Genomic DNA, 26168 nt, shown 5'->3' with positions numbered 1-26168 from the left:
ATTTTATTAAAATAATGGAAGGGGGAGCTGAGAGTGGTAATTCTAGAGGTGAAAAATCTATCTAAAGATTATAAGGGCGGTACTAAGGCATTAACAGATGTTAGCTTCTCTGTGAATGAAGGAGAGTTTGTTTCAATTATAGGTCCATCAGGAGCCGGAAAATCAACTCTTCTTCGCTGCATTAATAGAATGATTGATGCATCTCGAGGTGAAGTAAATTTTGATGGTGTTAGTGTTAGAAGTCTAAATAAAAAAAATTTAAGAAAACATAGAACAAAGATAGGTATGATATTTCAGCATTATAATTTAGTTAATAGGCTCAGTGTATTCCAAAACATACTTCATGGAAAGCTTGGATATAAATCAACACTATCAGGAGTATTTGGCAGATATGATGAAAAAGAAAAAAATCAAGCCGTTGAACTCATAAACAAATTAGGACTTCAAGAAGAAACTTACAAAAGATGTGATCAACTTAGTGGAGGTCAAAAGCAAAGGGTAGGAATAGCAAGAGCATTAATCCAAAAACCTAAAATGGTGCTATGTGATGAACCTATTTCATCCCTAGATCCAAGTGCTGCAAAAATAATTATGGACCATCTTAAGAACATAAATATAGAGATGGGTATAACTTGTATATTCAATCTTCATCAAGTTGATGTGGCGCAGAAATATTCAGATAGAATAATAGGAGTTAATTCAGGCAGAGTTATATTTGATGGAACACCAGCTGAACTTACAAAAGATAAAATTCATGAGATATATGGTTCAGAATCGGGAGATTTAATTACTGACTAAGTTTTGGGAGGTAAAGTAATGCAGTTTGATATACTAAAAAAACGTAGAAAGAATTCCTATATGGTTTTGGGAATAATATTTATTATCACTTTAGTTACAATGACTATAACTAATTATGATCCAATACTCGGTCTTACATCTATTCCAAAGGCGATATTTTGGGCAGTTTCTAATTTTTATCCTACTGTGGAATCCTTAAGCAGACTTCCCATCATAATGAGTAAGATGAAGGAAACGATTTTTCTATCTATAGCTGCAACTACCACTGCTAGTTTTTTCGCACTACTACTCAGCTTACTTGGTTCTAAAACTACCAATACAAATAAGGTGTCAAGTGCTATAGCCAGAGTAGTAGCTTCTATATTTAGAAATATTCCTGATGTGGTATGGGCAATGATATTATTATTCTCCTTTGGGCAAAATGCTATGACTGGATATTTGGCACTTTTTGCTACAACCTTTGGATTTTTAACAAGGGCATTTATAGAAACTATAGATGAGTCCAGTTCAGAGTGCGTGGAAGCTATGAAGGCCACAGGTGCAAATTCCCTCCAAACAGTATCACAGGCAATTCTTCCTTCAAGTGCACCTCAACTAATAAGCTGGATACTTTTTATGATAGAAACTAATATTAGGAGTGCAACTCTCATAGGATTACTTACTGGTACTGGTATTGGTTTTACCTTCAGCATGTATTATAAAGGTATGAATTACAATGCAGCTAGCCTTGCACTTATTTTTATAGTTGTATCTGTATTAGTAATTGAAATTATATCAAATTATATTAGAAGGGTGATTTTATAATGAGCGATGTAGCTGATTTGAGTATTGATACTCATAAAAGATATTATATTGAACATAAAAAAGATGGTAGAATAAAAACTAAAGCAGTTGGCAATTCTAGTGGAGTAATAAATATAACCATAGTTACTCTAATACTTCTAACGATTTATGGGTTTTTAACCTTTGATTATAAGGACTTAAACCTGGCAACAGCTATAATCCAAACATTGAAAAATTTAAAAGTAATGTTTTTAAAACCAAGCCTTACACATTTTACATTAATGCAAGGTATTAATTCTGTAATAATAACCATGTCACTTGCATTCTTAACCACACTACTTGGAGCTTCTATAGCTATTATTTTGGGCCTATTTGCTGCAAAAAATTTATCTAATATACATGTTTCTAATTTAATAAAAGGATTTGTTGCATTTATAAGAGCAATACCAACAGTAATATGGGTTTTAATATTTGCAATATCTGCAGGACTTGGGAGCGTAGCTGCTATAGTAGGCTTAACCTTTCATTCCACAGCATATTTGACAAAAGCCTATTCAGAATCATATGAAGAAATTGATGAAGGAGTTATTGAGGCGTTAAAAGCAAGTGGCGCAAGCTGGTGGCAGATAGTTTTTCAGGCAATCATTCCATCAACTGCAAATTATCTTGTTTCGTGGACTTTCATGAGATTTGAAATTAATTTTACAAATTCTGTAGCTATGGGTGCAGCAGCTGGTGCTGGAGGAATTGGATATGAGCTTTTCATGGCAGGAAGCTTTTATTTTAACGTATCAGAGGTTGGTTTTATTTCATATTTATTAGTGGGCTCTGCTATAATTTTAGAATTCATATCAAATAGATTAAAAAGAAGTGACATATAGCTGTAATGCTATATGTCACTAATAGATTAAGGGCATAGTGTTTTCAGATTTTTGGGTTTATTTGGGGACACGCTTGTCACATAAATGTATTGTACTTAACATATGGGTAAGGTATACTACAATAGGACTTTTAACGCCAAAATACACTAGCACAGAGCTAGTTTTTTTTCGTGAGATTTACAATAAGTTCAAACATAAAATACAGAAAAGTGAGGCGTTAATTATTAAGAAAACACTAAAGAATGAATACTTATCAAATATTAATAAAGATGTTATGGCGGGAATAGTTGTAGCATTGGCACTTATTCCAGAAGCAATAGGATTTTCTATAGTAGCTGGAGTAGACCCGATGGTGGGAATATATGGAGCTGTATGTATGGCAATTGTTACCGCAATATTAGGTGGCAGAATGGGAATGATTTCAGCAGCTACGGGGGCAATGGCTCTTATATTAGCTGGATTATTTAAAGAGCATGGAATAGAGTATATGCTAGTTGCAACAATATTCGCTGGAATAATACAAATTTTTCTTGGAATTATTAGGGTAAATAAGTTAATGAAATTTATCCCTCATTCTGTAATGATCGGATTTGTTAATGCACTTGGAATACTCATATTTATGGCTCAATTGCCATCCTTTAATGGAGAAAATTGGACGATGTATGCAATGGTTGTAGTGGGACTTGCAATAATATATTTATTTCCATATATAACAAAGGCTGTTCCATCCCCATTAGTAGCTATTATAGTGGTAAGTGCTATAGCCATTTTTACGGGGAGTGGTGTTAGAACTGTAGGCGATATGGGAACAATAACCAGTAGCTTTCCGAAGTTATTAATTCCAAATGTAATTTTCTCGCTTAATACTTTCAAAATTATTCTTCCATATTCTATATCATTAGCATTTGTGGGACTTATTGAAACATTATTAACAGCAGAAATTGTTGATGGAATGACAGATACAAGCAGTAATAAGACTAGGGAATGTATATCGCAAGGTATAGGAAATATAGTGGTTGGATTATTCGGAGGAATGGCTTCTTGTGCAATGATTGGGCAATCAGTTATTAATGTTAAGTCTGGTGGAAGAACTAGGTTATCTTCATTAACGGCAGGTGTAGTTTTAATGTTTCTAATAATTGTTTTAAATAGCTTTGTGGTTAAGATTCCATTAGCAGCACTGGTTGCTGTTATGATTATGGTTTCAATAAGCACATTTGATTGGAATTCATTAAAAACCATGAATAAAGTTCCTAAATTAGATACTGTAGTAATGTTAGTTACAGTTGGAACAGTTTTATTTACACATAATCTCGCTATTGGAGTTTTTGTTGGTGTGGTTTTAAGCTGCATGTTCTTTGTTTCAAAGATTGCTAAAATCAATATAGAATATACAATAGATAGGGAAAATGGCGAAAGTGTATACAAGGTTCATGGGCAATTATTCTTTGCCTCAGCGAAACATTTTGTGAATGAATTTAGATATGATAAAAATAAAAAAACTGTTAACATTGATTTTTCAAATTCTCATATTTGGGATCATTCAGCTGTTAATGCTATAGATAAAGTGGTTTTGAAGTATCATAAAATGGGAATTAAAGTTCATATTGTAGGTGCCAATACTGATAGTATGACTATTTTAGACCAAGTTGCAAGGTTCAATAAACCGGGTGGATTAGACAGAGAAATCGGACATTAAAAAGATTGATTTTTATTTTTAATATAGTATAATATATATAGAACATAGGTGATGGAGTTCACCTTAACTATTGCTTTTGCAATTAATGACTCCTACTTAGTGAATTACTCTAAGTAGGAGTCTTTTGTTTTTTTGAAAAAAATTGATATAAAGAAGGAGATTACAAAATGGCAATGAGTTTAGCAATTATAATTATTTTAGGACTACTTTCCAATAAGCTATTTGAAAAATTAAAACTTCCAGGACTGCTAGGAATGTTAATTTTAGGAGTATTACTAGGACCTTATGTTTCAAATATAATAAATCCGGACATACTTAGAATATCACCTGATCTTAGAAAAATGGCACTGATTATTATTCTACTCAGAGCTGGACTTGGAATTAAAAAAGAAACCTTAAACAAAGTAGGTGTTCCCGCACTCAAAATGAGTTGCATACCTGGTATTTTGGAGGGTCTAAGTATTATGTTTGTAGCAAGTTATATACTATCTATATCAAAAATTGAGGCGGGGATGCTTGGGTTTATAGTAGCCGCGGTTTCACCAGCAGTAGTTGTACCACCTATGCTTAATTTTATAGCCAAAGGGAAAGGCGAAAAAAAAGGCATACCAACTATAATACTAGCAGGAGCCTCTATTGACGACGTTTTTGCTATAACTATATTTTCTACGTTTTTAGGCTTATATAGTGGTAAAAATTCAAATATAGTAAAAAATATTATGGGTATTCCTTTATCTATTTTACTTGGAATAACAGCAGGTGCCATTATAGGAATTGTATTAACAAAAGCATTTAAAAAGTATCACATAAGAGATACGAAGAAAACATTGATACTAATTGCAGTTGCAATAATGCTGACAGGACTTGAAGATTTGCTTAAAAATGCAGTACCCATTGCAAGTCTTCTAGGGGTAATGACTATCGGTTTTGTAATACTTGAGAAGTATACTAAAGTAGCCAGTAGAATGTCATTAAAACTAAACAAGGTATGGGTAATTGCAGAGATATTACTGTTTGTACTAGTAGGAGCGCAGGTAAATATACATGTAGCCGTGGATTCAGGAATCCTTGGACTAATTATTATTACTATTGGACTCATAGCTAGAAGTATAGGGGTATTATTATCATTAGTAGGAACTAATTTAGACCGAAAAGAAAGACTATTTTGCGTAATTTCATATATTCCCAAAGCCACGGTTCAGGCAGCTATGGGCGCAGTGCCACTGGCTGCTGGAGTGAAATCAGGAGAGGTAATACTTGCAATTGCAGTATTATCTATAATTGTTACAGCACCGCTCGGAGCTATAGGAATTAAAATAGGTGGAGAAAAGCTACTGCCAGATGATTAGATAAGCAAAGTGGATAAAATATATCAATTTTAATTGTAATATAGGATAATTAAATATATAATAGTATATGTAAGAAAATAATATGTAATAATATTATTATTCGTATTATACAAGGAGGCACAAAAATGAACATAGATGTAAACACATCAACAGATGAATTATTAGAGTCTTGGGTCATGTATTCACAAAAACTTATCTATACTATGCTAACTTCTAAAACAGAACTTGAAGAATTTAATAAAATTAAATTAACTCTAAAAACAAAAGGAATTATGCATTTAGAAATACATAATGTTTATGATAAAGAATATGTTTTGCATTATACTAAACAAGGTGGTCTATTTGAAAAGAGAATTAATGTAAGTTAATAAGAGATAAGGGTGACTACAAGTTTGTAGGCACTTTTACTATTTTTTGAGTTAATAATTATTGAAAATATTTAGGATAAAAAGCCTAACAATGTTAGAAACTATACTAATAGCGTTGGAGGTGATACTTAACATATACTTAACAAAGCGATAACATGCGCGAAACATAACCGAGGTATACTTAGTTTGTAATGTAAATACGAAAATTAAAAAAGAATATAAATTGGGGAGGAATAATAATGATAAAAAATATGAGAAAATTTATTGTAGCTACAACAATTCTTACTGTTATGACGGGTGCATTAGCTGGGTGTGGAACTTCAAAAAAAGAGGATTTAACTCAAAAGCCAGCTGCATCAAAGGAAAACATGATTAATGCAGGAGGATCTTCATTTGTTAATCCGCTATTTTCAAAAATGTTTTCAGAATATAATAAACTCCACCCAGAAGTTAAAGTTAACTATCAATCTATAGGATCAGGGGCTGGTATTAAGCAGCTTACAGCAGAAACAATAGATTTTGCAGCATCAGATGCATATATGAAAGATGAAGATGAAAAAGCAGTAAAAAATGGTGTTATCCATATACCTATAACTGTGGGAGCAGTAGCTGTAATATATAATGTTGAAGGCGTGGATAAGGGATTAAAACTTACTCAAGATACACTTACAGGTATTTATCTTGGAAACATAAAGAAGTGGAATGATGCAAAAATAAAAGCTGACAATGCAGATGTTAAACTTCCGGATTTAGATATAACTCCTGTATATCGTTCTGATTCAAGTGGAACAACATCTATTTTCACAGATTATTTAACTACAGTATCTCCAGAGTGGAAAGAAAAAGTCGGCCAAGGAAAAGCCGTTAAATTCCCAGCAGGAATAGGAGCTAAAGGAAATGAAGGCGTATCGGGTCAAGTTAAACAAACACCTGGATCAATAGGATATACTGAGCTTGCATATGCTACTGTAAATAAAATATCTTTTGCAGATTTAAGAAACAAAGATGGAAAGTTTGTTTCACCATCACTCGAAGCAGCAACTCTTGCAGCTGAAGCTGCAGCGGTAGATATGCCAAAAGATACAAAGGTGTCACTAGTTGAAAAATCAGGTGATGATTCATATGGCATCGTAGGGTTTGCTTGGATATTAGCAAATACAACATATGCGGATGCAGATAAGAAAAAAGTAATTGTAGATTTAATTAAATGGGCAAACACAGATGGACAAAGCTATTCAAATGATTTGTATTATGGAAAATTACCAGAGTCTATCATTAAACTTAATGAAGAAAATATAGCTACCATTAAGTAATAATTTAATATAAACATTAACCCGAAGTGGTTAAAAACTAATTAAAAAAGGTTTTTACACTTTGGGTTTGTGTAGTTTTCTAGAATCATGTGAAGGAGAATAGACTATGGGAGAAAGTAAAATTGTAAAGAAAAGCGAGCAAAAACCCACTAAAATAAGTCAAAATTTTTTAGACAAGCTATTTAAAAATATAACCTTATTTTTTGCAGTGATTATTGTGGCTTTAATGGTATGGATGGTAATTGCGCTAATAATTCAGTCTAAATTGTCTATTGAAAAGTTCGGATTCTCGTTTATAACAAGTACTAATTGGGATCCAGTTAATAAAGAATTTGGAGCATTACCTTTTATATATGGTACTATAGTGTCTTCAATTATTGCAGTTGTAATAGCAACACCAATAAGCATTGGGATAGGTCTATTTTTAACAGAAATATCAAATAAATGGATGAAAATAATCATAGGTTTCATGGTTCAAATATTAGCAAGTATTCCAAGTATTTTATATGGATTATGGGGCTTGTTCATTTTTGTACCTTTTATCAGAGATTATTTTCAAAAACCTGTAGGTAGTGTACTTGGATGGTTCCCACTTTTTTCAGGAGCACCTATTGGGCTTGGAATGCTATCAGCTGGACTAATTTTAGCCATTATGATTATTCCAATAATATCAGCTCTAGTTGTTGATATTATTGAAACTGTACCAGATGATTTAAAAGCGGGGTCCCTTGCCCTTGGTTCTACTAAGTGGGAAATGATATGGAATGTTGTCTTGCCTTATGCCAGGCAAGGAATACTTGGAGCTGTAATAATGGGACTAGGTAGAGCGCTTGGAGAAACTATGGCGGTTACCATGGTTATAGGAAATAGAGCAGAAATTAAGGCCTCACTATTTGCACCTGGGCATTCAATGGCGGCAGTTATTGCTAACGAATTTAATGAAGCTACTGGTGCGGTTTACTATTCATCATTAATAGAAATAGGTTTACTTCTATTCTTAGTGACATTTATTCTGAATGCAATAGCAAGAATCTATATTCGTAAAATATCTAAAGTTTATTAGGGAGTGATATTATGCCAACTTCAAACATAAGAACAAGAAAAATATTCAATGACTTTATGCATGTTATAATTGTTGTATTGACCATAATAGCATTAATCCCTTTGGTAAGTATACTTAGTTATATAATTTATAAAGGATACAGAGTTATAGACTTTGGGTTTTTAACATCATTACCTACTCCAGCAGGTGATATAGGGGGCGGGATTGGCAATGGTATTCTTGGAACTTTAATTTTAGTAGCAGTTGCTTCAGTTGTTGGAATACCAATAGGAGTTATGACTGCTATATATTTAAATGAATATGCTCATAAAGGAAAATTTGCAGAACTTGTTAGATTCGTAGTTGATATACTACTAGGAATCCCATCTGTAGTTGTAGGAATTTTTGCATATATAGCTTTTGTGGCGCCTTTTGGTGGTTTCTCAGCTATGTCTGGTGGTCTAGCGCTTTCAATTATATTAATACCGATAGTTACAAGATCTACAGAGGGTGTTTTAAACCTGGTACCAAATGAATATAGAGAAGGGTCTTATGCACTTGGTGTTAGTCAGTGGCAAACTATTATTAAAATAGTTATACCAACGGCTATGAGAGGTATAGTAACAGGGATAATGCTAGCTGTTGCAAGAGCAGCAGGGGAAACTGCACCACTTCTTTTAACTGCTTTCGGAAATATATATTGGTCAAGTAGCTTAAAAGAGCCAATAGCATCCCTTCCAGCACAGATTTTTGAGTATGCTAAATCCCCTTATGCTGATTGGATAGAAAAAGCTTGGGGTGCTGCATTAGTTTTAATAATAATGGTATTATTTATGAATATTTCTGCAAGGGTTTTAACCAGAAAGAAGTATTAATATGATGATAAAAAATTATATTTTAAGGGGCTAGAAATTATGGAAAAACTTTTGAATTTAAAAAAGCTATTTATTATAAAAAAACTCTTAAACTTAAAGGTTAGAAGTAAACTACTTATATGTTTTATATCTATATCACTTTATATAAGTTTGGTAGGAATATCAAGTTATATTAGTATGAAGGCTATTAATATGGGTAATGATCATATTTATAATAATAATTTAGTGTCTATACAAACTCTGGCTCATATTCAAAAGAATGTTATAAGTATCAAAAGTGAGATGGAAATAATATTATTAAAGAAAAATGCTACGGTGACTCAGGTTAAAATTGATAGGGTCAACAATTTTCTAGATGAAAATAGTAAGCTTTTATTACAATACAATAAAGTTAATATTATGAATGGACAAGATGAAAATAATGTAAAGTTAAATTCTACAAATACCAGTAATGATAAATTAATTGTTGGTTTATTAGATTTAATAAGTGAAGGTAAATTTGATGAATCTGATGATTTATTACAGACATTTAGTTCTGTATCAAGTAACCTAGACAATGACTTTCAAAATTTAATAATAACTCATAAAGAAAGTGCTAGGATAACAAACTTAAGTAATAGAAATTTATTCGTGAAATCCTCTATAATTATACTAACAATAACAGTAAGTGGATTTATTATAGCTATCTTGCTGGGTGTTTTAATTAGTGGCTTTATAGCAAAAAGTCTGAATAAAAGTGTATATTTTGCTGAAAGTTTAAGTAAGGGTGACTTAACAAAAGTTATAGACATAGACTTAAATGACGAAATTGGAATATTATCAAAAGCGTTAAATAAAGCATCTAAAAACACTAAAAAACTAGTAGTAAGTATAATAGAGCAAGTGAATAAAGTAAACACTGATAATCATAATATTTATCAAAGTACAGAGGAAATATCAGCTGACATTCAATCTGTACATGAATCAACCTATAAAATTAATAATGACATAAATATTATTAACTCAGGAGTTAATAATATAAGCGATTTATCTCAGCAAATGATTTCATCAATTGGGCTTATATCAGATAAGGCTATAGTTACAAGTGGAATTTCTAAAGGAATAAAAGAGAGAGCTACAAAAGTTAAAAATAGCGCATTAGAATCAAAGAAAATGGTAAGTTCTATTTATATTGAAAAACAAGCAAAAATTCTAAAAGCAATAGAAAATGGTAAAGTAGTTAAAGAAATTAAAGTAATGTCAGACCTAATTGATAATATTTCTAAACAAACAAAATTATTATCATTAAATGCCGCTATAGAAGCAGCTAGGGCAGGGAATCAAGGAAGAGGTTTTGCAGTAGTAGCTGATGAGATTGGAAAGCTAGCAGTATTATCGACAGGTGCAGTATCAGATATTAAAAATATGGTTAATTTAGTAGAGGAAGCATTTTTTTATATTGCTGAGAGTTCCAATGAAATATTAGAACTTATTGATACTAAAATCAGCAAAGATTATGATTTAATGATATTTATGGGAAATGATTACCAAAAAGATTCTGAATATATGGATGCATTTTCTGATTATTTAGTATATAATACTTCAGATATGAAAAATACTATCGATAAAACAAATACGTCAATTAACTCAGTAATAACATTACTTTTAGAAGTTGGTGGAAGTTCTAATGAAATAGCTGCTAGTGTAAGTGAAACTTCAAAAGCTATGGAATACATTGTAGTAGGGTGCCAGGATGGAGCAAATAAAGGTGAAGATTTACGACAATTGGTCCAACAATTTAAAATTTAAAACTTCAGAATGTTTACATATATTTCAGGAATTAAATAGGAGGAAACTACATGGGAATAATTCAAACTAAAAACATTAATTTATTTTATGGTAAATCTCAAGCATTAAAGAATATTAATCTTGATATAAAAGAAAATGAGGTTACTGCGCTCATCGGACCTTCTGGTTGTGGTAAGTCTACATTTTTAAGAACTCTTAATAGAATGAATGACTTAATAGATGATGTAAAAATAGAAGGTCAAGTTATATATGAAGGCAAAAATATTTATAACGAGTGCAATATAATAGAACTCCGAAAAAAGATAGGAATGGTTTTTCAAAAGCCTAATCCATTCCCAATGTCTATATTCGACAATATAGCTTATGGTCCCAAAATACATGGCATTAAAAACAAGGCTCAATTAGCTGAAATCGTTGAAAAAAGCCTTAAAGGTGCAGCAGTATGGGATGAAGTTAAGGATAGACTAAAAACAAGCGCAATGGGTTTATCTGGTGGGCAGCAACAAAGAATATGCATAGCTAGAGTCCTCGCTGTAGAGCCAGAAATTATTTTAATGGATGAGCCTACTTCGGCACTAGATCCAATATCTACGGCTAAAGTTGAAGAACTAATGGATGTATTAAAAGTAAATTACACTGTTGTTATAGTTACTCACAATATGCAACAAGCGGGAAGAATATCAGATAAGACTGCATTCTTTCTAAATGGAGAAGTTATAGAGTTCGGTAAAACTGAAGAGATTTTTCACAAACCGAGGGATAAAAGAACAGAAGATTATATTACAGGAAGATTTGGCTAATAATAATATAATAATAATAATAATTTATATAAAGGAGAGAATAAAATATGACAAGAGCTTCTTTTGACGCAGGACTTGAGCAAATCCATAATGACATGTTAAGTATGGGAAGTATAGTAGAAAAGCAAATATTTAAATGTATAGAGGCATTAGTAAATCAAGATTGTGATTTGGCAGAAAAAGTAATTAAGGATGATGACTTGGTGGATAATCTTCAAAAGGTAATAGAAGATAAGTGTGTTAGGTTAATAGCAACCCAACAGCCCTTAGCACACGATTTAAGAACTTTATTTACTTCCACAAAGATAGTAACAGACCTAGAAAGAATAGCAGACCATGCCGTTGATATAGCGAAAATAGCGATAAAAATTAAAGGGGAAACCTATATAAAGCAACTAGTGCATATTCCACAAATGGCTGATATAGCAAAGGAAATGATTAAACTCTCTATTGATGCTTACGTTGAAGGAGATCTTGAGAAAGCGTATAGTACCTGTAAAATGGATGATAAAATAGACGCTATATATAAAGATGTTTTTAATGAGTTACTGCTATTAATGGCTGAGGATTCCACTACAGTTAAGCAAGCTAGTCAATTACTATTTGTATGTAAATTCTTAGAAAGAATTGCTGATCACACGACAAATATTTGCGAATGGACTGTTTATTTAGTAACTGGAGAGCAAATAGATTTAAATGATTAGGATATGACATAAGTAGGGGATGTATATAATTATATACATCCCCTAAAAATTTTTACACAATATGCATAGTTTAAAAAGTTCATTTCAATTGTTAGCTTCTCCTGGATAACATTCTACGCATGTTGGTATATTATATACTTTTGAAAACAATAAAGACTTCTTTTTAGTATTCTTTAATATTTGGTTAGAGGATTGTCCCTTAATTCGAATATTTAAAACATGATTTATAATTTCTACTTGTTCTAGTGAAACACCCAGATTATGTTTATGATCAAGGGCATCTGCAATTCTAAGAATAGACACTAATTTTAGAACAGTGTCTTTTTCTTCATATGGAAAAGAATCTAGATTATCATAAATAGATTTGCCATGGCCACTTGCAATAAGTGCTAAGCTATACCTAAGGCTACTCGGAACCTTATCTAAACTTGGATCCTTTAAAATAATATATTTGGTATGCTTATGATGTTTTTCTTTATTAATAAAATATCCTATATCGTGAAGAAGGGCACTATAATAAAGGAGATTTCTTTCTTCGTTTTTAAACTCATAGTACGGAGTCATAGAGTCAAGTAAACGAAGAGCATAAATTGAAAGCTTTTTTTCATGAGTTGCTATGTCAAACACATTATATTTATCTGAAATTTTAAGAAGCTCTCTTTCATTTAAATAGGTTGCAATATTTTGCATGTTACTCTCCTTCCTAAGTAGGCGTCTATTTCATATATCCTAAACTATACTAAATATATGAAAAGACTATGGATAACATGCTAATAAATTAGTGATTATTTTATGATTAATTTTTTATTGAAAGTCTTCTCAAAGGAAGAAGAGCAATCTAGTGCTGCGCTTATTTCTAACACTGGGTCTTCTATTGCATCAACGGTTATAGTCACAGTATCTAATTCGATATTGCAGCTAATCATTTTTATATTTCCGTTTAAGCACTTATCTAGGCTTTCACTAATTCGTAGTAATATGCTTAATTTATTTATTATGTCTAGATCTTGAGCTGTAATTAAATTTTGGTATAATTTAAAGTTTATTTTGAATTCATTCTTTCTATGAAGTGCAGCTATGTATGAGGCCATTAGTTGCTCTTTGTGTGTAAGTCCGTTAATTTTAGAGTTTGCAATCATATAAGATGACTTTATTAGATACAGAAAAAGCAAGAATTTTGAATAGTGATGGTAATTATACAAGAGTTGATAGAAGGGGTAAAGAAATGATCAATAGTCAAAAGGTATTTTGTGATACTGCACTTGAAAATGATATTAATAGTAAAGAAAAAATCTATAATATGAAAGAATACTGGTCAGAAAATGGTTTTGTACCAAGGGTTTCTGAGAAATTTAAAAATAAATAATAATAATGGAAAAAATATTTAAGTGAGTTTTAACATAAAGATAAAAAAACCTTAACGCAGTATTAATAATCTTATAATATAATATATTGTAAGGAGGTGAAAACATGAAAAACTTAAATATATGTATTGATATCGATGGAACAATTACAGACGCATATTTTTGGCTAGAGGCAGCAAACAAGTATTTCAATAAAAGTGTTACAGTAGATCAGGTTACAGAGTATTTTATTCATAAAGTAATGAATATAGACATATTAGAATACGAAGAGTTCTATGAAAAAAACAAATTCAACATCCATTCAAAGCAGGAACTAAGGGAAGATGTAAAGACAGCCTTAATAAAACTTAGCATGCTTCATAATATATATTTTGTGACAGCTAGGGACAAATCACTTACAATGCTAACTCATTCATATCTTAAGAAAAATGAATTGTATTACGATGAATTATTTGTTTTAGGTAGTCATTACAAAGTTGAAAAAGCAAAAGAATTAAATTGTAATATATTTATTGAGGATAGTTATGATAATGCAATGCAACTTTCAAAAGCAGGATTCAAAGTTCTACTTATGGATACCAACTATAATAGGGGACAGTTAAATGAGAATATAATTCGTGTCTACAATTGGAAAGAAATATATGAGAAAATAAATAAACTGTTATTACATAACAAAGCTATGTAATGGCAGTTTATTTATTTTAGAAGACCAAGTACAAATTTAACATAAATATACATGAATCTTAACGTGATATTAACTATAACAATATATACTATAATTATATAAAGCATTATTAGGGGGATATAGTTATGTCAGATGAACTAAGAGAAATAATTTCAGGTAATAACTTAAGAAGTGTATTTCAACCAATTGTTTCATTACAAACGGGAGATGTTATAGGGTACGAGGCATTGACAAGGGGACCTGTAGATAGTAAATATATAAATCCTGAAATACTTTTTGAAGAAGCTAAAATACATGATCTTCTTTGGGATTTAGAAATTTTATGTAGATCAAATGCAATAAAGAGATTTAGTAGTCATAATTCTGATAAGCTTCTTTTTGTTAATGTAGATCCTGATATTTTAAAAGATGAACATTTCATTAAAGGCTTTACCAAAGAAATACTAACTGAACATAATATAAATCCACTGGCACTAGTATTAGAAATTACTGAAAAAACTTCAATTGATAATTATAAAAATTTTAATGAAGTAATAAATTACTACAAGAGTCAGGGATATAAAATAGCTATTGATGATGTTGGAACAGGTTATTCTGGACTTACAACTATCGCAAATACGAGACCAAGCTATATTAAAATGGATATGAGTCTAATAACAAATGTAACTAGGGATAATTTTAAAAAAGCGATAATTAAAGCATTTGTTGAATTTGCAAATACAACTAACATTAAAGTTATTGCTGAAGGTATTGAAGATGTATGTGACCTCAATACTCTTATTGAAATAGGTGTACATTATGGTCAAGGATTTTTAATAAATAGGCCAAATGCTAATTTATTAGAAACACCTGAGCTAATAAAAAATATAATTATTGATAAAAATATAAGTTTGAAAAATCATAGCTTTAGTTCAAGCTCAAAAGTGAAAATAGGAGAAATAGCAAGACGGGGTAGCGCGGTTTTAGAGGATACAACATGCAGTGAAATAGACAGTCTATTTAAAAGTAATTCTAATATAACGGGTGTTCCAATAATTAATAGTGACTCTATAACTGTTGGATTAGTTATGAATTCAAATTTTTTTGCTAGGGTTGGAACTCAATTTGGATGGTCAATATATATGAAAAGATCAGTACACATAATTATGGATTCAAATCCACTTATTGTTGATTATTATACCCCGTTGGATAAGATATCAAAAATTGTTATATCAAGAGAAGAGGACAAACAATATGATTATATAATAGTAGAAAAAGATAATAAATATTATGGTGTAGTTACTGTAATTTCATTACTTGAGAAAATAATGGAGTTTGAGGTGAATGTAGCAAAATACTCAAATCCATTAACTGGATTACCAGGTAATGTGGTTATTGAAGATTCTATTTGTAAATTAATTGTAGAGAAAAAAGAGTTTTCTCTTTTATATTTTGATATAAATGATTTTAAAGCTTTTAATGATACATATGGGTTTGAAAATGGAGATAGAATTTTATCATTTACAGCAAGCGTTATTCAAAAGCATACTTCTCTTTATAAAGATAGTTTTGTAGGACATGTAGGTGGAGATGATTTTGTGGCAATTATACCAGGGTATAATGCATATAAACTTTGCCAAGATATAATAAATGAATTTGATAGCAACATTTCAAACTTTTATAATGAGGAAGATAAGAAAAAAGGTTATATTCAATCATTTAACAGGAATAATAATGAAGAGAATTATCCAATAATGAGTATATCAATTGCAATAGTGATGGATAAAAATAAGTCGTATACAAATATATATGAATTAACTGAAGATGCAGCAAAGATTAAAAAGAAATGTAAATTAGAATCTAAAAGAATAGTGAAAAGTTGCTTTATAGCATAGTTGAAATTCAATTTTTGGGGAGTATTCTTGAAATATAGGGGAGGTGTATTGTTGTGATAGTAGATACTCATTTACTCATATCTAATATTCTTTTTAAACGTCTATCGAATAATATTGATTTTAAACTTGACAGAGTAGCCTTTGCATATGGAAATGTAAAACCCGACTTTACTAACAAAGATATTAAGTGCCAACATACCTTAGAAGACAGCTTAATCAGTGTTACTAATTATTCGAAAAAACTTATGCGAGATGACATTTCTATACAGAAATTTTCGGAGGGGTTAGGTGTTGTTTGCCATTTTGCTTGCGACTACTTTTGCATATATCACAGAGATGGTAATGAAAAAAAAGGGGCTTTTGAGCATCTGTATTATGAGATGATTCTTCATATAAGATTAATAAGGTTACTTGCAAGAAGGAAACTAAGGCCTAATAATAATGATATGCCTGACGATAGTGTAGAGGAAATAGTTTTAAATTTACAAAAAAAGTACAATACAGAGGAAGCGTGCTTAGATAGAGATATTAACTATGCATTAGTTGCAGCAACACAAATTTCAAAGTTAATAGTTTATTCAAGTCAATTGTATTTTGAACAAAATAAAGAACAAATTATAGAAAAGTATATATTAAGATAAAAAAAACTGTTATTCCACAACTAAAAAGTGTGTGATAACAGTTATAGATTTGTATATTCTTAAAAACTTCCACACATACTTGTGTATTGCAATTGTTTGCGATTTTCTACTGGACTTGAGAATCTATGATTTTTACTATTTAGTGTCAACAAATAATCTTTAAACATATGTACTACTTGCTCTGTAAATTGCCTGTCCATTTTAATCTGTTTGAAATTGAATTCATTTGTAAGAATTAAAAAGCTCTCTAATTCACTTTGTAAAACTTCTACATAAAATGCATTTCGATTTTTACCATCCATAATTAGTACTGCGTTCAATTGGCTTTCATACACTAGGGCCTTAAATTTGTATAGGGTCCTTTTGTTCTTGCTTAAAAAATGTCCATAATTAATGTGATTAGGATCATCATCTTCAGGAAAAAGTATTTTATATATAGTTTCTTCTTTGGTCATTGTCATCCTCACCTTTCTAATTATTATTAGATAAATAAAAATAAAATTACGCTGTGGTAAAAAATATATATTTAAGCTGTTTCTTATAATTACATCTTAACATTCCATTGTAAAGAACATGTTAAAGGCTATTTAAGATTCGGTTATTCTTATTTGTTAAAAATCAAAACAATAATGTAAAGAGTAAGTTAATTTTATGATATTAAGTTATGCCTATGATACAATTTAGTTGGGAATAAATAATTTTTAAGGAGGTGAAACTTTATTAAACAATGGCAGTTTTTACTTTTGTTTAATAAGGATAACAATGATTAAAAACTACATTATTGACACAAATGTAATGGTTCACGATCCTGATTTTATTTACAATTTTGAGGACAATAACATTATTATTCCAATAATATGTATAGAAGAGTTAGATAACCTTAAAAAAGAGAAGGTATAGTAGGATATCATGTAAGAAATGCAGCTAGAGGGCTAAATAACCTTAGAATGATTGGCGATTTGCATAAAGGTGTGAAGCCTTTCAAATGGAGGAACAATAAGAATTGAATTAAATAATAGTGATCCAAGCTGCTTACCTAACGGTTTTGATTTCACAAAAAATGATATTAAAATATTAGCAGTAACAAAAAATATTGCAAATAGTGATACAACAATTTCCACTATATTAGTCACAAAAGATTTATATATGGCTATAAAAAGTGATGCTTTAGGAATAGTTACACAGGATTATCAAAATGATAAGGTAACTGCAGAAGAATTATATAAAGGACATAGGAAAATTACACTTTCTTCTCAACAAATAGGAGAAATAGTGGGCTAACTCCCATTAATAAAGATCAAAGAATGGCGTTTGAATTATTACTGGATCCCAAAATAGATTTAGTAACTATTTCTGGTGGAGCAGGATCTGGAAAAACAATTCTTTCAACTGCAGGTGCTCTCCGAAAAGTAGTAGAGGAAGGAATATTTAGAAGAGTAATTTTTGTTAAACCAGTTGTACCAGCAGGAGATGATATTGGATTCTTACCTGGTACCGAGGAAGAAAAATTGAAACCTTGGATGGGAAGTTTTTATGATTCAGTAGAAAGTTTAATGGATATCAAAAGTAATAATAAAAAAAATCGATGAACATGAGCTGAAAAAAGTAGAAGTATCGGTAAATGACTTTATTGAAAAATTTCGTAAAAAAGGCATAATAGAAACTAAAACATTCACATATATGAGAGGAAGAACACTTTCAGATGCCTTGGTTATAGTTGATGAAAAATCCAATGGGCTAATTTATACTATTGAAAAAATGAAGTCTTTCGCAATAACTGGGCATGTTACTTTAGAACAAGTAGAAAGAAGTCCATTATCTAAATTAGCAGAAAAGGCTATGTAGGAATTTTACAAGGACAAATAATAATGAGGATGGATTTTAAAATATATCCTCATTATTATTTGTCTTGTTCTAAAATTTTAACAATAATATAACCATATCTTAACCTATTCTAAATTACAATTATGGCAACTTCGAATAAACTATAATATATAGAATCTAAAATAACAGTTTTATCTAAAAATATATATTAAGGAAGTGATTACTTATGCTTGATTCATTTCAAAGAATTGATAATAAAATCATGGATTTCATAGAAAGCTATCTTCAATTTCCACTATTAGATAAACTGATGACTATTATTACTTGGATGGGTAACGGTGGTTTAGTTTGGAGTGTGCTCTCAATATTTTTAATTTATAGTAATGATTATAGAATGTTAGGGTATAGAGTAATTATTTCTTTGATTTTGACTGCAATTGTAGGGGAGGGCATAATAAAACACTTAATTAGAAGAGCAAGGCCATTTATAAAAATTGACCAAGGAACATTACTTATATCAAAGCCTATGACTTATTCGTTTCCTTCAGGTCATGCTGCTTCATCATTTTCGGTGGTTGGTGTCTTTATAATTCAGAATAGTGATATGAGTATTTACATTATTAGTCTAGCATTTTTAATTGCATTTTCTAGGCTTTATTTGAAGGTTCATTACACTTCGGATGTTTTAATTGGAATAATTTTAGGGCTTTTATGTTCAATTGTAGTATGTAGTTTTTTCAATACTATGAGTTTTTAAAAAGTAAACTGTTATTACACAATAAACAAGTGTAATAACAGCTTTTTTATTCTGATAATATTATTTCAGTTTTAAATTTCTTGAAACTAGTGATCACATTTTTATCTAAATAAGAATCAGTAACAATATAGTCAATCTTTTCAAGGGGAGCTATATTTATAGTTGCATTTTTACCGAATTTACTGCTGTCAGCAGCTATAAACACCTGATTTGATCTTTCGATAATTGTTTTCCTAGTAACGGCTTCTTGCATATTAAAGTCAGAAACACCATTGTATACCGTAATGCCTGCAGCACATACGAAACTCTTTGTTATGTTAAGTTGTGAAAAATTGAAAATATAATCATAGGTAACTACAGAACGTTCAGTATGTCTTATTTTACCACCCATTATAATAATCTCAAAATCACTATTCATTAATTCATTTACCACTGGAATAGAGTTAGTTATGATTGTGAGGTTTTTTTTATCCTTAATATGTTTTGCTATATGATAAGTAGTTGAACCGCTATCGATGAAAATACAATCTCCGGCTTCTATAAATTCACTACATCTCTTGCCAATAGAGTCTTTTTGTACTAGGTTACTTATCATTCTATTTTCCATAGAAGGTTCATCTAAGGAGGGGTCTTTAATTTTTGCGCCACCATAGACCTTTTCTATTTTATTTTGTTTTTCTAAAACTGATAAATCTCTTCTTACAGTTTCAATAGATACGTTAAACTTTTCAATAAATTCAAGAATAGTCACTACGTCTTTTGTTGATAGTAAGTCTAAAAACTTTTTTTGTCTTTCACTGGGAAGCATAAAATCACCCTTTCAAAATTAATAATTCTCATATTAATATATGTATAACTTATCATGAAAATTGACAACATTCAAGGAAATATTGAAAACATAATCAAAAAATATGAACTATATACTAAAGGTTGTCATGATGTTATAAAGAAATTGTAATACTTTACTCATACTTAACATTTATATAATACGCATTTAACATAAGAAAGGTATATTTAAAGAGTACTAAAGAAACACTTTAAAATTTTATGGAGGTGAATTCTTATGCTTGAACTAAAAAATATTAAAAAACAATTTGATGGAAAGGTAGTGCTAGATGGGATAGATCTACAAATACAAAAGGGCGAAATTGTTTCTATGTTAGGGCCTAGTGGAAGCGGTAAAACTACACTGCTTAATATAATACTTGGATTAACTCCAATGGATAGTGGGTCTATTATTTTTGAAGGTGTAGATATAAGTAATGCGCCTATGAAGGACCGTGGGTTTAATATAGTTTTTCAAGACTATGCACTGTTCCCTAATCTTAATGCATACAAAAACATAATCTATGGACTAAAGAATAAACCAAATTCAGTAAGTAGTGAAGAGTTAGATGCGTTAATAGATTTCCTAGAATTAAAACCCCATTTGTCTAAAAAGATATATCAACTATCTGGTGGTCAAAAACAGAGGGTGGCACTAGCACGTACTTTGGTTACAAAACCTAAGATACTTCTTTTAGATGAACCATTAAGTGCTCTTGACGGAGTTATAAAAGAAACTATAAAAGATAGAATTAAAGCTATTACAAGAGAGTATAATCTTACTACTATTATAGTAACCCACGACCCTGAGGAAGCCTTAACCATGGCGGATAAGGTTCTGATAATTGATGAAGGTGTTATTTCGCAATTCGGTACACCAAAAGAGGTAATTAACCAGCCCAAAAACAATTTCGTAGAGGAGTTTATACTACGTCAATTAAAAATAAAGAGAGATAACATATACAATTTATTTGGAGAATATTGTGTATGAAAAAAAGATTAGAAGTAAAAGTCATATATATAATAATTGTATTATCGTTTATAGCATTTTTATTTGCTCCACTTTTAACATTACTTATTAATTCATTTAAAAATGGAGATGAAATTGGAATTAGTAATTATATTTCGGTAATCAGTGATAGGGATATTTTAACTTCAATGATGCACAGTATTGTGGTTTCAGGAATTACTGCCGTTATAACTACAATTACAGCTTTTATTTTAGCCTACGCTGTAAATTGTACCCAAATATTTAAATCTACAAAGAGCATGATTAAAATTGGAATTTCAGTTCCTATGTTTTTGCCCACAATAACTTATGGCTTTGCGATTATATATTCCTTTGGTAAACAGGGACTTCTAACCAAGTTATTCGGTAGGGAGATAATGCAAATTTATGGGTTTAATGGACTACTAATTGGATATGTAATTTATACAGTTCCTTTAGCTTTTCTTCTTATAAATAATTCTTTTAAGTATATAGACAAAAAGTTTATTATTGTTTCAAAACTTATGGGAGATAGTGTTATTAGGAGTTTCACTAACACAATATTTAGACCTCTTATAGGTACCTTAGGAGGAGCCTTTGTCTTAACTTTTGTTTTAAGTTTCACAGATTTTGGGATACCCGCTTCTGTAGGGGGAAACTACAGCGTTATTTCAACTCACCTTTATCAGGTTATGCTTGGCTCTATACCAGATTTTAATAAAGGTGCAGTAATAGCTATCTTTATGCTTATACCTGCAATATTTGGAGTTTTATTTTTAAACTATCTTGAAGGATTTAATTTTCACTATGATAAATTTACTAAAGTTGAATTAATGAAAAATACACATCGAGATATTTGCCTTGGAACCATATCAATTTTAATAGTTGTAGGGATTATGTCAATATTCGCAATAATGTTCATTGCACCTTTTGCAGAAAATTTCCCCTATGATATGTCGTTTACTACTAAGTTTTTTAGAAGCACTCTGTTTTCAGAGAGCATCTTACAGGTATATAAAAATTCCTTTATTGTATCAATTATTTCAGCATTAACGGGCACCTTACTTGCCTATTCTGCAGCTATATTAAACGTTAGGACAAATATTAATAGAAGTGCTAAGGGATATATAGATACTCTTTCTATGATAACCAATGCTGTTCCAGGAATGGTTCTAGGATTATCATATTTACTGTTTTTTAACAAAAGCGATTTAAAGGGTACTTTCATAATAATAATAATTTGTAACATAGTACATTTTTTTACTACACCGTATCTTATGGCTAAAAATTCATTATCAAAAATGAATCCCGCCTGGGAACCTACAGCAGAACTTTTAGGAGATACGTGGATCAAGACAGTAGTTAGAGTGGTTATCCCAAGTTCAATATCTACAATAATTGAAATGTTTAGCTACTACTTTATAAATTCCATGGTTACCATTAGTGCAATTATTTTTCTTGTTACTGCTAGGACTTCTGTTCTAACTAGTAAGATAAAACAGCTTCAGCATTTTGGTGATTTTAATGAGATATTTGTTCTTTCAATACTTATCTTTGTAACAAATATTATTATGAGAATTTGTTGTGATTATGCCAATAAGAAATTATCTGTAAATTAACAAAGTTTATAAAATAAATTATATAAAAGGGAGAGATATTTAATGAGTAAAATATTAAAGAGCATTTCGGTTTGTTTTATGGTCCTTTCAATGTTAGTAGGACTTGTAGGTTGCGGAAACAAAACTGCAGAGAAGGTGGTTATCTATACCAATGCAGATGAAGAGGCGGTAACAGCTATGAAAGATAGTCTTAATAGTTCTGGATATGATGGGAAATACGTGTTGCAAGCACTTGGAACCTCAGAACTGGGTGGAAAACTTATGGCCGAGGGTGAGGATATCGAAGCGAATTTAATAACTATGAGTTCTTATTTTATTGACAGTGCTCAACAAAAAAACAATATGTTTCAGGATTTAGATTTTGAAACTAAGGCACTAGAAAAATATCCAGCTTATTACGCTCCAATACTTGCAAATACTGGTTCAATATTTGTAAATACAGAATTTATGAAGGAAAGTGGCTTAGATATGCCAAAATCTATAAAAGATTTAACTAAAGATGAGTATAGTGGTTTAGTTTCTATTCCTAATATAATGAACTCATCAACTGCATGGCTTCTTATTCAATCAATTATAAGCGAATATGGAGAAGAGGAAGGTAAAGTTGTTCTTAATAAGCTTATTAAAAATTGTGGGCCACATATAGAAACTTCAGGCTCTGGTCCAATAAAGAAAGTAAGAGTTGGAGAAGTAGCAGTAGGATTTGGACTTCGTCATCAAGCCGTAGCAGATAAACTCTCAGGAAAACCAATAGATTATATAGATCCAATAGAAGGTAATTTTTCACTTGCAGAGGCTGTGGCAGTAGTTAAAAAGGAAAATACAGCTACAACAAAGCTAGCTATGGAAATGGCAAAGGTTATAACTACTAAAGCAAGACCGGAACTTCTTAAGTATTATCCTGTAGCATTATATGAAGGTGAAACTGTAGATGATGTAAATAGACCTACAAAATCTAAAGTATTCGATACGGCATTAACAGTAGAGCTTCTTCAAAAACATCAAGAATTCTTCAAGTCTGCAAAATAATAAGGAAAAGGAAGGGATGGATTTATGAATAACTATAAACTTTTAACACCAGGACCGCTGACAACTACAAGTACAGTAAAGCAAGAAATGCTCCTTGACCGCTGTACTTGGGATGATGATTATAATAAAGTAACACAAAAAATCAGAACTGAGCTTCTACAGTTAGCAGGATGTTCACCGGAGTTATATACTGCAGTGTTAATGCAAGGTAGCGGAAGTTTTGGTGTGGAGTCTGTATTAACTACGGCTATTTCTAAAAATGATAAATGCTTAATAATTACAAATGGATCTTATGGTGAAAGAATTGTAACTATGGCAAAATATATAGGTATTAATTATGAAATTTACAGTTGTCCATATGATAGCTTACCGGAAATGAATAAAGTGAGAGATATTCTAGATAAGCATTGTGATATAACACATATAATTATGGTGCACCTAGAAACTACTACAGGTATATTAAATCCTCTTGAAGAAATATCTGAGATATCTAAGGAGTATGGTAAGTCACTAATAATTGACGCAATGAGTAGCTTTGGTGGAATTCCAATAAATGTTTCAAATTTAGGTATAGACTATTTAATAAGTAGTGCTAATAAGTGTATTCAAGGGGTACCGGGTTTCTGTTTTATAATTGCTAACATTGAAAAATTATCTAAATGCATGGGGAACTCTAAAAGTTTATGTTTAGACTTATATGATCAGGAAGAAAAAATGAATAAAGAAGGCAAATGGAGATTTACATCGCCAACTCATGTAGTGGCAGCTTTTTCAGTGGCTATTGATGAGTTATTAAAAGAGGGTGGAGTCCAAGCTAGATATAATCGTTATAGGTCGAATAACCGTCTTCTTATAAAAAGACTTAAAGAAATTGGAATTAACTCATATATAGAAGAAAACGTTCAATCACCTATAATAACAACCTTTCTTTTCCCAAACAGTGAATTTAGTTTCAATAGTTTTTATAAGTATCTAAAGCAAAGGGGATTTGTCATATACCCAGGCAAATTAACAGATGTGGAGACCTTTAGAATTGGCAATATTGGCGAAATATATGAAGGGGATATAGAAGAAATATGCAGTATTATTAAAGATTATATAAAGGGAGGTAGTGAAAATGAATAAGTTAGAGGGAGTAATATTCGACTGGGCAGGAACTACCGTTGATTTTGGATGTTTTGCACCAGTAAATGTATTTATTGAGATATTTAAAGAAAAAGGTTTAGAAGTTACTATGGAGGAAACAAGAATCCCTATGGGAATACTTAAAAGAGAACATATAAAAGCAATGCTTACAATGCCAAGAATTAGAAGTCTATGGATAGAGATATATGGTAAAGATTTTGACGAAAGTGATGTAGATTTATTATATTCAAATTTCGAACCACTGCTTATGGCGTCGCTTTCAAAATATACAGATCCCTTGCCAGAGGTTATAGATACAGTTAGAAGGTTAAGAGAAGGCGGATTAAAGATTGGATCGACTACAGGTTACACAGACTCCATGATGGGAATAGTAGTAAAAGAGGCAAAAGAAAAAGGCTATGAGCCGGATTTTTGGATAACTCCTGATTCTACTGGTTCTTTTGGTAGACCTTATCCCTACATGATATTTAAAAATATAGAAGCTTTAAAACTATCAGCCACCTTTAAAGTAATAAAGGTAGGCGATACTGTAGCAGACATAAAAGAAGGAATAAATGCTGGAGTATGGTCTGTAGGCGTCGTTGTTGGAAGTTCTGAGATGGGCCTTAGTTTTGAGGAATTTACTAATCTTTCAGAAAATGAAAAAAATGAAGCTATTAAAAATACTGAAAAGTGTTTTTTAGGTGTTGGAGCAGATTTTACTATTAAGACAATGAGTGAACTCCCACAGTTAATCCAAGAAATAAATAGGCTTATTTCAAAGGGTATAAGGCCTAATGCACTACGAGATTGATATTGTTTTTAGTGTTTTTGGTGGAGATATAGAATTTAGTTTAAATATATAAAGTGTGTTATTTATAGAGTGGTTAAGGTTAGGAAATATATTCTTAACCTTATTTTAGTTAAAACCGGATATAATTATTCATATTATGGTATAATTATATTTGATTAGTAAAAAAATATTGGGTAAAACAAGATTATTGGATTTATATTTGTAGAATTATACAACTTTTATC

At 30.7% G+C, this 26168-nt stretch carries 29 protein-coding genes, 1 pseudogene and 1 riboswitch; of the genes and pseudogenes, 26 read left to right on the top strand and 4 right to left on the bottom strand.

The features are described 5' to 3' along the window. Nucleotides 1-33: 33 nt before the first annotated feature. The 12 genes from phnC to phoU all read left to right on the top strand — a co-directional run bounded on the left by phnC (nucleotide 34) and on the right by phoU (nucleotide 12400). Nucleotides 34-798: a phosphonate ABC transporter ATP-binding protein gene (gene phnC / locus ACREWB_RS05380; protein WP_431546462.1), complete on the top strand. Its 765-nt coding sequence runs from the start codon at nucleotides 34-36 to the stop codon at nucleotides 796-798. 18 nt (nucleotides 799-816) lie between these two features. Next, nucleotides 817-1602, top strand: coding sequence for an ABC transporter permease subunit (locus ACREWB_RS05375; protein ID WP_431546461.1), 786 nt, complete (start codon nucleotides 817-819; stop codon nucleotides 1600-1602). Then, nucleotides 1602-2462, top strand: coding sequence for a PhnE/PtxC family ABC transporter permease (locus ACREWB_RS05370; RefSeq protein WP_431546460.1), 861 nt, complete (start codon nucleotides 1602-1604; stop codon nucleotides 2460-2462). The genes ACREWB_RS05375 and ACREWB_RS05370 overlap by 1 nt, the downstream gene beginning before the upstream one ends. Nucleotides 2463-2535: 73 nt before the next feature. After that, nucleotides 2536-4161 carry a SulP family inorganic anion transporter gene (locus tag ACREWB_RS05365; protein ID WP_431546459.1) on the top strand — a complete coding sequence of 542 codons (1626 nt, stop codon included), beginning with the start codon at nucleotides 2536-2538 and terminating at the stop codon, nucleotides 4159-4161. 38 nt (nucleotides 4162-4199) lie between these two features. Beyond that, a riboswitch (Fluoride riboswitch) is annotated at nucleotides 4200-4263 on the top strand. A gap of 65 nt (nucleotides 4264-4328) precedes the next feature. Next, nucleotides 4329-5510, top strand: a complete 1182-nt coding sequence (locus ACREWB_RS05360; RefSeq protein WP_431546458.1) for a cation:proton antiporter domain-containing protein — start codon at nucleotides 4329-4331, stop codon at nucleotides 5508-5510. Nucleotides 5511-5635: 125 nt separating this feature from the next. Beyond that, nucleotides 5636-5878, top strand: coding sequence for a hypothetical protein (locus ACREWB_RS05355; RefSeq protein ID WP_431546457.1), 243 nt, complete (start codon nucleotides 5636-5638; stop codon nucleotides 5876-5878). Nucleotides 5879-6117: 239 nt separating this feature from the next. Beyond that, on the top strand, nucleotides 6118-7191 hold the full coding sequence (gene pstS, locus ACREWB_RS05350) for a phosphate ABC transporter substrate-binding protein PstS (protein WP_431546456.1): 1074 nt from the start codon (nucleotides 6118-6120) through the stop codon (nucleotides 7189-7191). Between the two features lie 106 nt (nucleotides 7192-7297). Further along, nucleotides 7298-8254, top strand: a complete 957-nt coding sequence (gene pstC, locus ACREWB_RS05345) for a phosphate ABC transporter permease subunit PstC (protein ID WP_431546455.1) — start codon at nucleotides 7298-7300, stop codon at nucleotides 8252-8254. A gap of 11 nt (nucleotides 8255-8265) precedes the next feature. Further along, nucleotides 8266-9108 carry a phosphate ABC transporter permease PstA gene (gene pstA / locus ACREWB_RS05340; RefSeq protein WP_431546454.1) on the top strand — a complete coding sequence of 281 codons (843 nt, stop codon included), beginning with the start codon at nucleotides 8266-8268 and terminating at the stop codon, nucleotides 9106-9108. A gap of 39 nt (nucleotides 9109-9147) precedes the next feature. Continuing rightward, nucleotides 9148-10896: a methyl-accepting chemotaxis protein gene (locus ACREWB_RS05335; protein WP_431546453.1), complete on the top strand. Its 1749-nt coding sequence runs from the start codon at nucleotides 9148-9150 to the stop codon at nucleotides 10894-10896. 50 nt (nucleotides 10897-10946) lie between these two features. Beyond that, nucleotides 10947-11696, top strand: a complete 750-nt coding sequence (gene pstB / locus ACREWB_RS05330; protein WP_431546452.1) for a phosphate ABC transporter ATP-binding protein PstB — start codon at nucleotides 10947-10949, stop codon at nucleotides 11694-11696. Between the two features lie 47 nt (nucleotides 11697-11743). Continuing rightward, on the top strand, nucleotides 11744-12400 hold the full coding sequence (phoU, locus tag ACREWB_RS05325) for a phosphate signaling complex protein PhoU (protein WP_431546451.1): 657 nt from the start codon (nucleotides 11744-11746) through the stop codon (nucleotides 12398-12400). Nucleotides 12401-12484: 84 nt separating this feature from the next. On the opposite strand, the gene ACREWB_RS05320 is transcribed toward phoU, so the two are convergent. Next, nucleotides 12485-13090 carry an HD domain-containing protein gene (locus tag ACREWB_RS05320; protein WP_431546450.1) on the bottom strand — a complete coding sequence of 202 codons (606 nt, stop codon included), beginning with the start codon at nucleotides 13088-13090 and terminating at the stop codon, nucleotides 12485-12487. 95 nt (nucleotides 13091-13185) lie between these two features. Then, nucleotides 13186-13539: a hypothetical protein gene (locus ACREWB_RS05315; protein ID WP_431546449.1), complete on the bottom strand. Its 354-nt coding sequence runs from the start codon at nucleotides 13537-13539 to the stop codon at nucleotides 13186-13188. A gap of 5 nt (nucleotides 13540-13544) precedes the next feature. Here ACREWB_RS05315 and ACREWB_RS05310 point away from each other — a divergent pair, with 5 nt between their 5' ends. From ACREWB_RS05310 to ACREWB_RS05295, 4 genes are all read left to right on the top strand, one after another. Further along, nucleotides 13545-13766 carry a hypothetical protein gene (locus ACREWB_RS05310; protein ID WP_431546448.1) on the top strand — a complete coding sequence of 74 codons (222 nt, stop codon included), beginning with the start codon at nucleotides 13545-13547 and terminating at the stop codon, nucleotides 13764-13766. 104 nt (nucleotides 13767-13870) lie between these two features. Further along, nucleotides 13871-14449 (top strand): hypothetical protein, encoded by a 579-nt coding sequence (locus tag ACREWB_RS05305; RefSeq protein ID WP_431546447.1) that lies wholly within the window; start codon nucleotides 13871-13873, stop codon nucleotides 14447-14449. A 125-nt stretch (nucleotides 14450-14574) separates the two neighbouring features. Next, nucleotides 14575-16323 carry a GGDEF domain-containing protein gene (locus tag ACREWB_RS05300; RefSeq protein ID WP_431546446.1) on the top strand — a complete coding sequence of 583 codons (1749 nt, stop codon included), beginning with the start codon at nucleotides 14575-14577 and terminating at the stop codon, nucleotides 16321-16323. A 53-nt stretch (nucleotides 16324-16376) separates the two neighbouring features. Continuing rightward, nucleotides 16377-16964 carry a zinc dependent phospholipase C family protein gene (locus tag ACREWB_RS05295; protein WP_431546445.1) on the top strand — a complete coding sequence of 196 codons (588 nt, stop codon included), beginning with the start codon at nucleotides 16377-16379 and terminating at the stop codon, nucleotides 16962-16964. A 59-nt stretch (nucleotides 16965-17023) separates the two neighbouring features. Here ACREWB_RS05295 and ACREWB_RS05290 read toward each other — a convergent pair whose 3' ends face one another. After that, nucleotides 17024-17419 carry a hypothetical protein gene (locus ACREWB_RS05290; RefSeq protein ID WP_431546444.1) on the bottom strand — a complete coding sequence of 132 codons (396 nt, stop codon included), beginning with the start codon at nucleotides 17417-17419 and terminating at the stop codon, nucleotides 17024-17026. A gap of 307 nt (nucleotides 17420-17726) precedes the next feature. Here ACREWB_RS05290 and ACREWB_RS05285 point away from each other — a divergent pair. From ACREWB_RS05285 to ACREWB_RS05265, 5 genes and pseudogenes are all read left to right on the top strand, one after another. Continuing rightward, nucleotides 17727-18098, top strand: a pseudogene (locus ACREWB_RS05285) (PIN domain-containing protein); the annotation flags it as partial. A 12-nt stretch (nucleotides 18099-18110) separates the two neighbouring features. Continuing rightward, nucleotides 18111-18245 carry a hypothetical protein gene (locus ACREWB_RS05280; RefSeq protein ID WP_431546528.1) on the top strand — a complete coding sequence of 45 codons (135 nt, stop codon included), beginning with the start codon at nucleotides 18111-18113 and terminating at the stop codon, nucleotides 18243-18245. 23 nt (nucleotides 18246-18268) lie between these two features. Beyond that, nucleotides 18269-18553 carry a PhoH family protein gene (locus ACREWB_RS05275; protein ID WP_431546443.1) on the top strand — a complete coding sequence of 95 codons (285 nt, stop codon included), beginning with the start codon at nucleotides 18269-18271 and terminating at the stop codon, nucleotides 18551-18553. Then, nucleotides 18522-18809, top strand: a complete 288-nt coding sequence (locus tag ACREWB_RS05270; RefSeq protein ID WP_431546524.1) for a PhoH family protein — start codon at nucleotides 18522-18524, stop codon at nucleotides 18807-18809. Before ACREWB_RS05275 ends, ACREWB_RS05270 begins: the two co-directional genes overlap by 32 nt. A gap of 205 nt (nucleotides 18810-19014) precedes the next feature. Then, nucleotides 19015-19545, top strand: a complete 531-nt coding sequence (locus ACREWB_RS05265) for a phosphatase PAP2 family protein (protein WP_431546442.1) — start codon at nucleotides 19015-19017, stop codon at nucleotides 19543-19545. Between the two features lie 46 nt (nucleotides 19546-19591). On the opposite strand, the gene ACREWB_RS05260 is transcribed toward ACREWB_RS05265, so the two are convergent. Continuing rightward, nucleotides 19592-20353 (bottom strand): DeoR/GlpR family DNA-binding transcription regulator, encoded by a 762-nt coding sequence (locus ACREWB_RS05260; protein ID WP_431546441.1) that lies wholly within the window; start codon nucleotides 20351-20353, stop codon nucleotides 19592-19594. 255 nt (nucleotides 20354-20608) lie between these two features. Here ACREWB_RS05260 and ACREWB_RS05255 point away from each other — a divergent pair, with 255 nt between their 5' ends. From ACREWB_RS05255 to phnX, 5 genes are read left to right on the top strand one after another with little or no spacing between them, the layout of a single operon-like run. Next, a complete protein-coding gene (locus ACREWB_RS05255; RefSeq protein WP_431546440.1) occupies nucleotides 20609-21361 on the top strand; it encodes an ABC transporter ATP-binding protein in 753 nt (250 codons plus the stop codon). Further along, nucleotides 21358-22977, top strand: coding sequence for an ABC transporter permease subunit (locus tag ACREWB_RS05250; protein WP_431546439.1), 1620 nt, complete (start codon nucleotides 21358-21360; stop codon nucleotides 22975-22977). The genes ACREWB_RS05255 and ACREWB_RS05250 overlap by 4 nt, the downstream gene beginning before the upstream one ends. A gap of 42 nt (nucleotides 22978-23019) precedes the next feature. Beyond that, on the top strand, nucleotides 23020-24006 hold the full coding sequence (locus ACREWB_RS05245) for an extracellular solute-binding protein (protein ID WP_431546438.1): 987 nt from the start codon (nucleotides 23020-23022) through the stop codon (nucleotides 24004-24006). Nucleotides 24007-24030: 24 nt separating this feature from the next. Beyond that, nucleotides 24031-25131: a 2-aminoethylphosphonate--pyruvate transaminase gene (gene phnW, locus ACREWB_RS05240; protein ID WP_431546437.1), complete on the top strand. Its 1101-nt coding sequence runs from the start codon at nucleotides 24031-24033 to the stop codon at nucleotides 25129-25131. Continuing rightward, complete coding sequence (gene phnX, locus ACREWB_RS05235; protein ID WP_431546436.1) at nucleotides 25124-25945, top strand: phosphonoacetaldehyde hydrolase; 822 nt, start codon at nucleotides 25124-25126, stop codon at nucleotides 25943-25945. The genes phnW and phnX overlap by 8 nt, the downstream gene beginning before the upstream one ends. Nucleotides 25946-26168: the final 223 nt, after the last annotated feature.

This window comes from Clostridium sp. (assembly GCF_050717635.1).
GTDB lineage: Bacteria > Bacillota > Clostridia > Clostridiales > Clostridiaceae > Clostridium_AD.
The sequence above is the reverse complement of the archived record's forward strand: the minus strand, read 5'-3'. Positions and strand labels throughout refer to the sequence as shown.

What these genes read in the sequence shown, in the direction of transcription:
- ACREWB_RS05375 (WP_431546461.1), top strand. Translation starts at nt 817, where the DNA reads ATGCAGTTTGATATACTAAAAAAACGTAGAAAGAATTCCTATATGGTT.
- ACREWB_RS05370 (WP_431546460.1), top strand. Translation starts at nt 1,602, where the DNA reads ATGAGCGATGTAGCTGATTTGAGTATTGATACTCATAAAAGATATTAT.
- ACREWB_RS05360 (WP_431546458.1), top strand. Translation starts at nt 4,329, where the DNA reads ATGGCAATGAGTTTAGCAATTATAATTATTTTAGGACTACTTTCCAAT.
- ACREWB_RS05355 (WP_431546457.1), top strand. Translation starts at nt 5,636, where the DNA reads ATGAACATAGATGTAAACACATCAACAGATGAATTATTAGAGTCTTGG.
- pstS (WP_431546456.1), top strand. Translation starts at nt 6,118, where the DNA reads ATGATAAAAAATATGAGAAAATTTATTGTAGCTACAACAATTCTTACT.
- pstC (WP_431546455.1), top strand. Translation starts at nt 7,298, where the DNA reads ATGGGAGAAAGTAAAATTGTAAAGAAAAGCGAGCAAAAACCCACTAAA.
- pstA (WP_431546454.1), top strand. Translation starts at nt 8,266, where the DNA reads ATGCCAACTTCAAACATAAGAACAAGAAAAATATTCAATGACTTTATG.
- ACREWB_RS05335 (WP_431546453.1), top strand. Translation starts at nt 9,148, where the DNA reads ATGGAAAAACTTTTGAATTTAAAAAAGCTATTTATTATAAAAAAACTC.
- pstB (WP_431546452.1), top strand. Translation starts at nt 10,947, where the DNA reads ATGGGAATAATTCAAACTAAAAACATTAATTTATTTTATGGTAAATCT.
- phoU (WP_431546451.1), top strand. Translation starts at nt 11,744, where the DNA reads ATGACAAGAGCTTCTTTTGACGCAGGACTTGAGCAAATCCATAATGAC.
- ACREWB_RS05320 (WP_431546450.1), bottom strand. Translation starts at nt 13,090, where the DNA reads ATGCAAAATATTGCAACCTATTTAAATGAAAGAGAGCTTCTTAAAATT.
- ACREWB_RS05315 (WP_431546449.1), bottom strand. Translation starts at nt 13,539, where the DNA reads ATGATTGCAAACTCTAAAATTAACGGACTTACACACAAAGAGCAACTA.
- ACREWB_RS05310 (WP_431546448.1), top strand. Translation starts at nt 13,545, where the DNA reads ATGACTTTATTAGATACAGAAAAAGCAAGAATTTTGAATAGTGATGGT.
- ACREWB_RS05305 (WP_431546447.1), top strand. Translation starts at nt 13,871, where the DNA reads ATGAAAAACTTAAATATATGTATTGATATCGATGGAACAATTACAGAC.
- ACREWB_RS05300 (WP_431546446.1), top strand. Translation starts at nt 14,575, where the DNA reads ATGTCAGATGAACTAAGAGAAATAATTTCAGGTAATAACTTAAGAAGT.
- ACREWB_RS05290 (WP_431546444.1), bottom strand. Translation starts at nt 17,419, where the DNA reads ATGACCAAAGAAGAAACTATATATAAAATACTTTTTCCTGAAGATGAT.
- ACREWB_RS05280 (WP_431546528.1), top strand. Translation starts at nt 18,111, where the DNA reads ATGGCTATAAAAAGTGATGCTTTAGGAATAGTTACACAGGATTATCAA.
- ACREWB_RS05275 (WP_431546443.1), top strand. Translation starts at nt 18,269, where the DNA reads ATGGCGTTTGAATTATTACTGGATCCCAAAATAGATTTAGTAACTATT.
- ACREWB_RS05265 (WP_431546442.1), top strand. Translation starts at nt 19,015, where the DNA reads ATGCTTGATTCATTTCAAAGAATTGATAATAAAATCATGGATTTCATA.
- ACREWB_RS05260 (WP_431546441.1), bottom strand. Translation starts at nt 20,353, where the DNA reads ATGCTTCCCAGTGAAAGACAAAAAAAGTTTTTAGACTTACTATCAACA.
- ACREWB_RS05255 (WP_431546440.1), top strand. Translation starts at nt 20,609, where the DNA reads ATGCTTGAACTAAAAAATATTAAAAAACAATTTGATGGAAAGGTAGTG.
- ACREWB_RS05250 (WP_431546439.1), top strand. Translation starts at nt 21,358, where the DNA reads ATGAAAAAAAGATTAGAAGTAAAAGTCATATATATAATAATTGTATTA.
- ACREWB_RS05245 (WP_431546438.1), top strand. Translation starts at nt 23,020, where the DNA reads ATGAGTAAAATATTAAAGAGCATTTCGGTTTGTTTTATGGTCCTTTCA.
- phnW (WP_431546437.1), top strand. Translation starts at nt 24,031, where the DNA reads ATGAATAACTATAAACTTTTAACACCAGGACCGCTGACAACTACAAGT.
- phnX (WP_431546436.1), top strand. Translation starts at nt 25,124, where the DNA reads ATGAATAAGTTAGAGGGAGTAATATTCGACTGGGCAGGAACTACCGTT.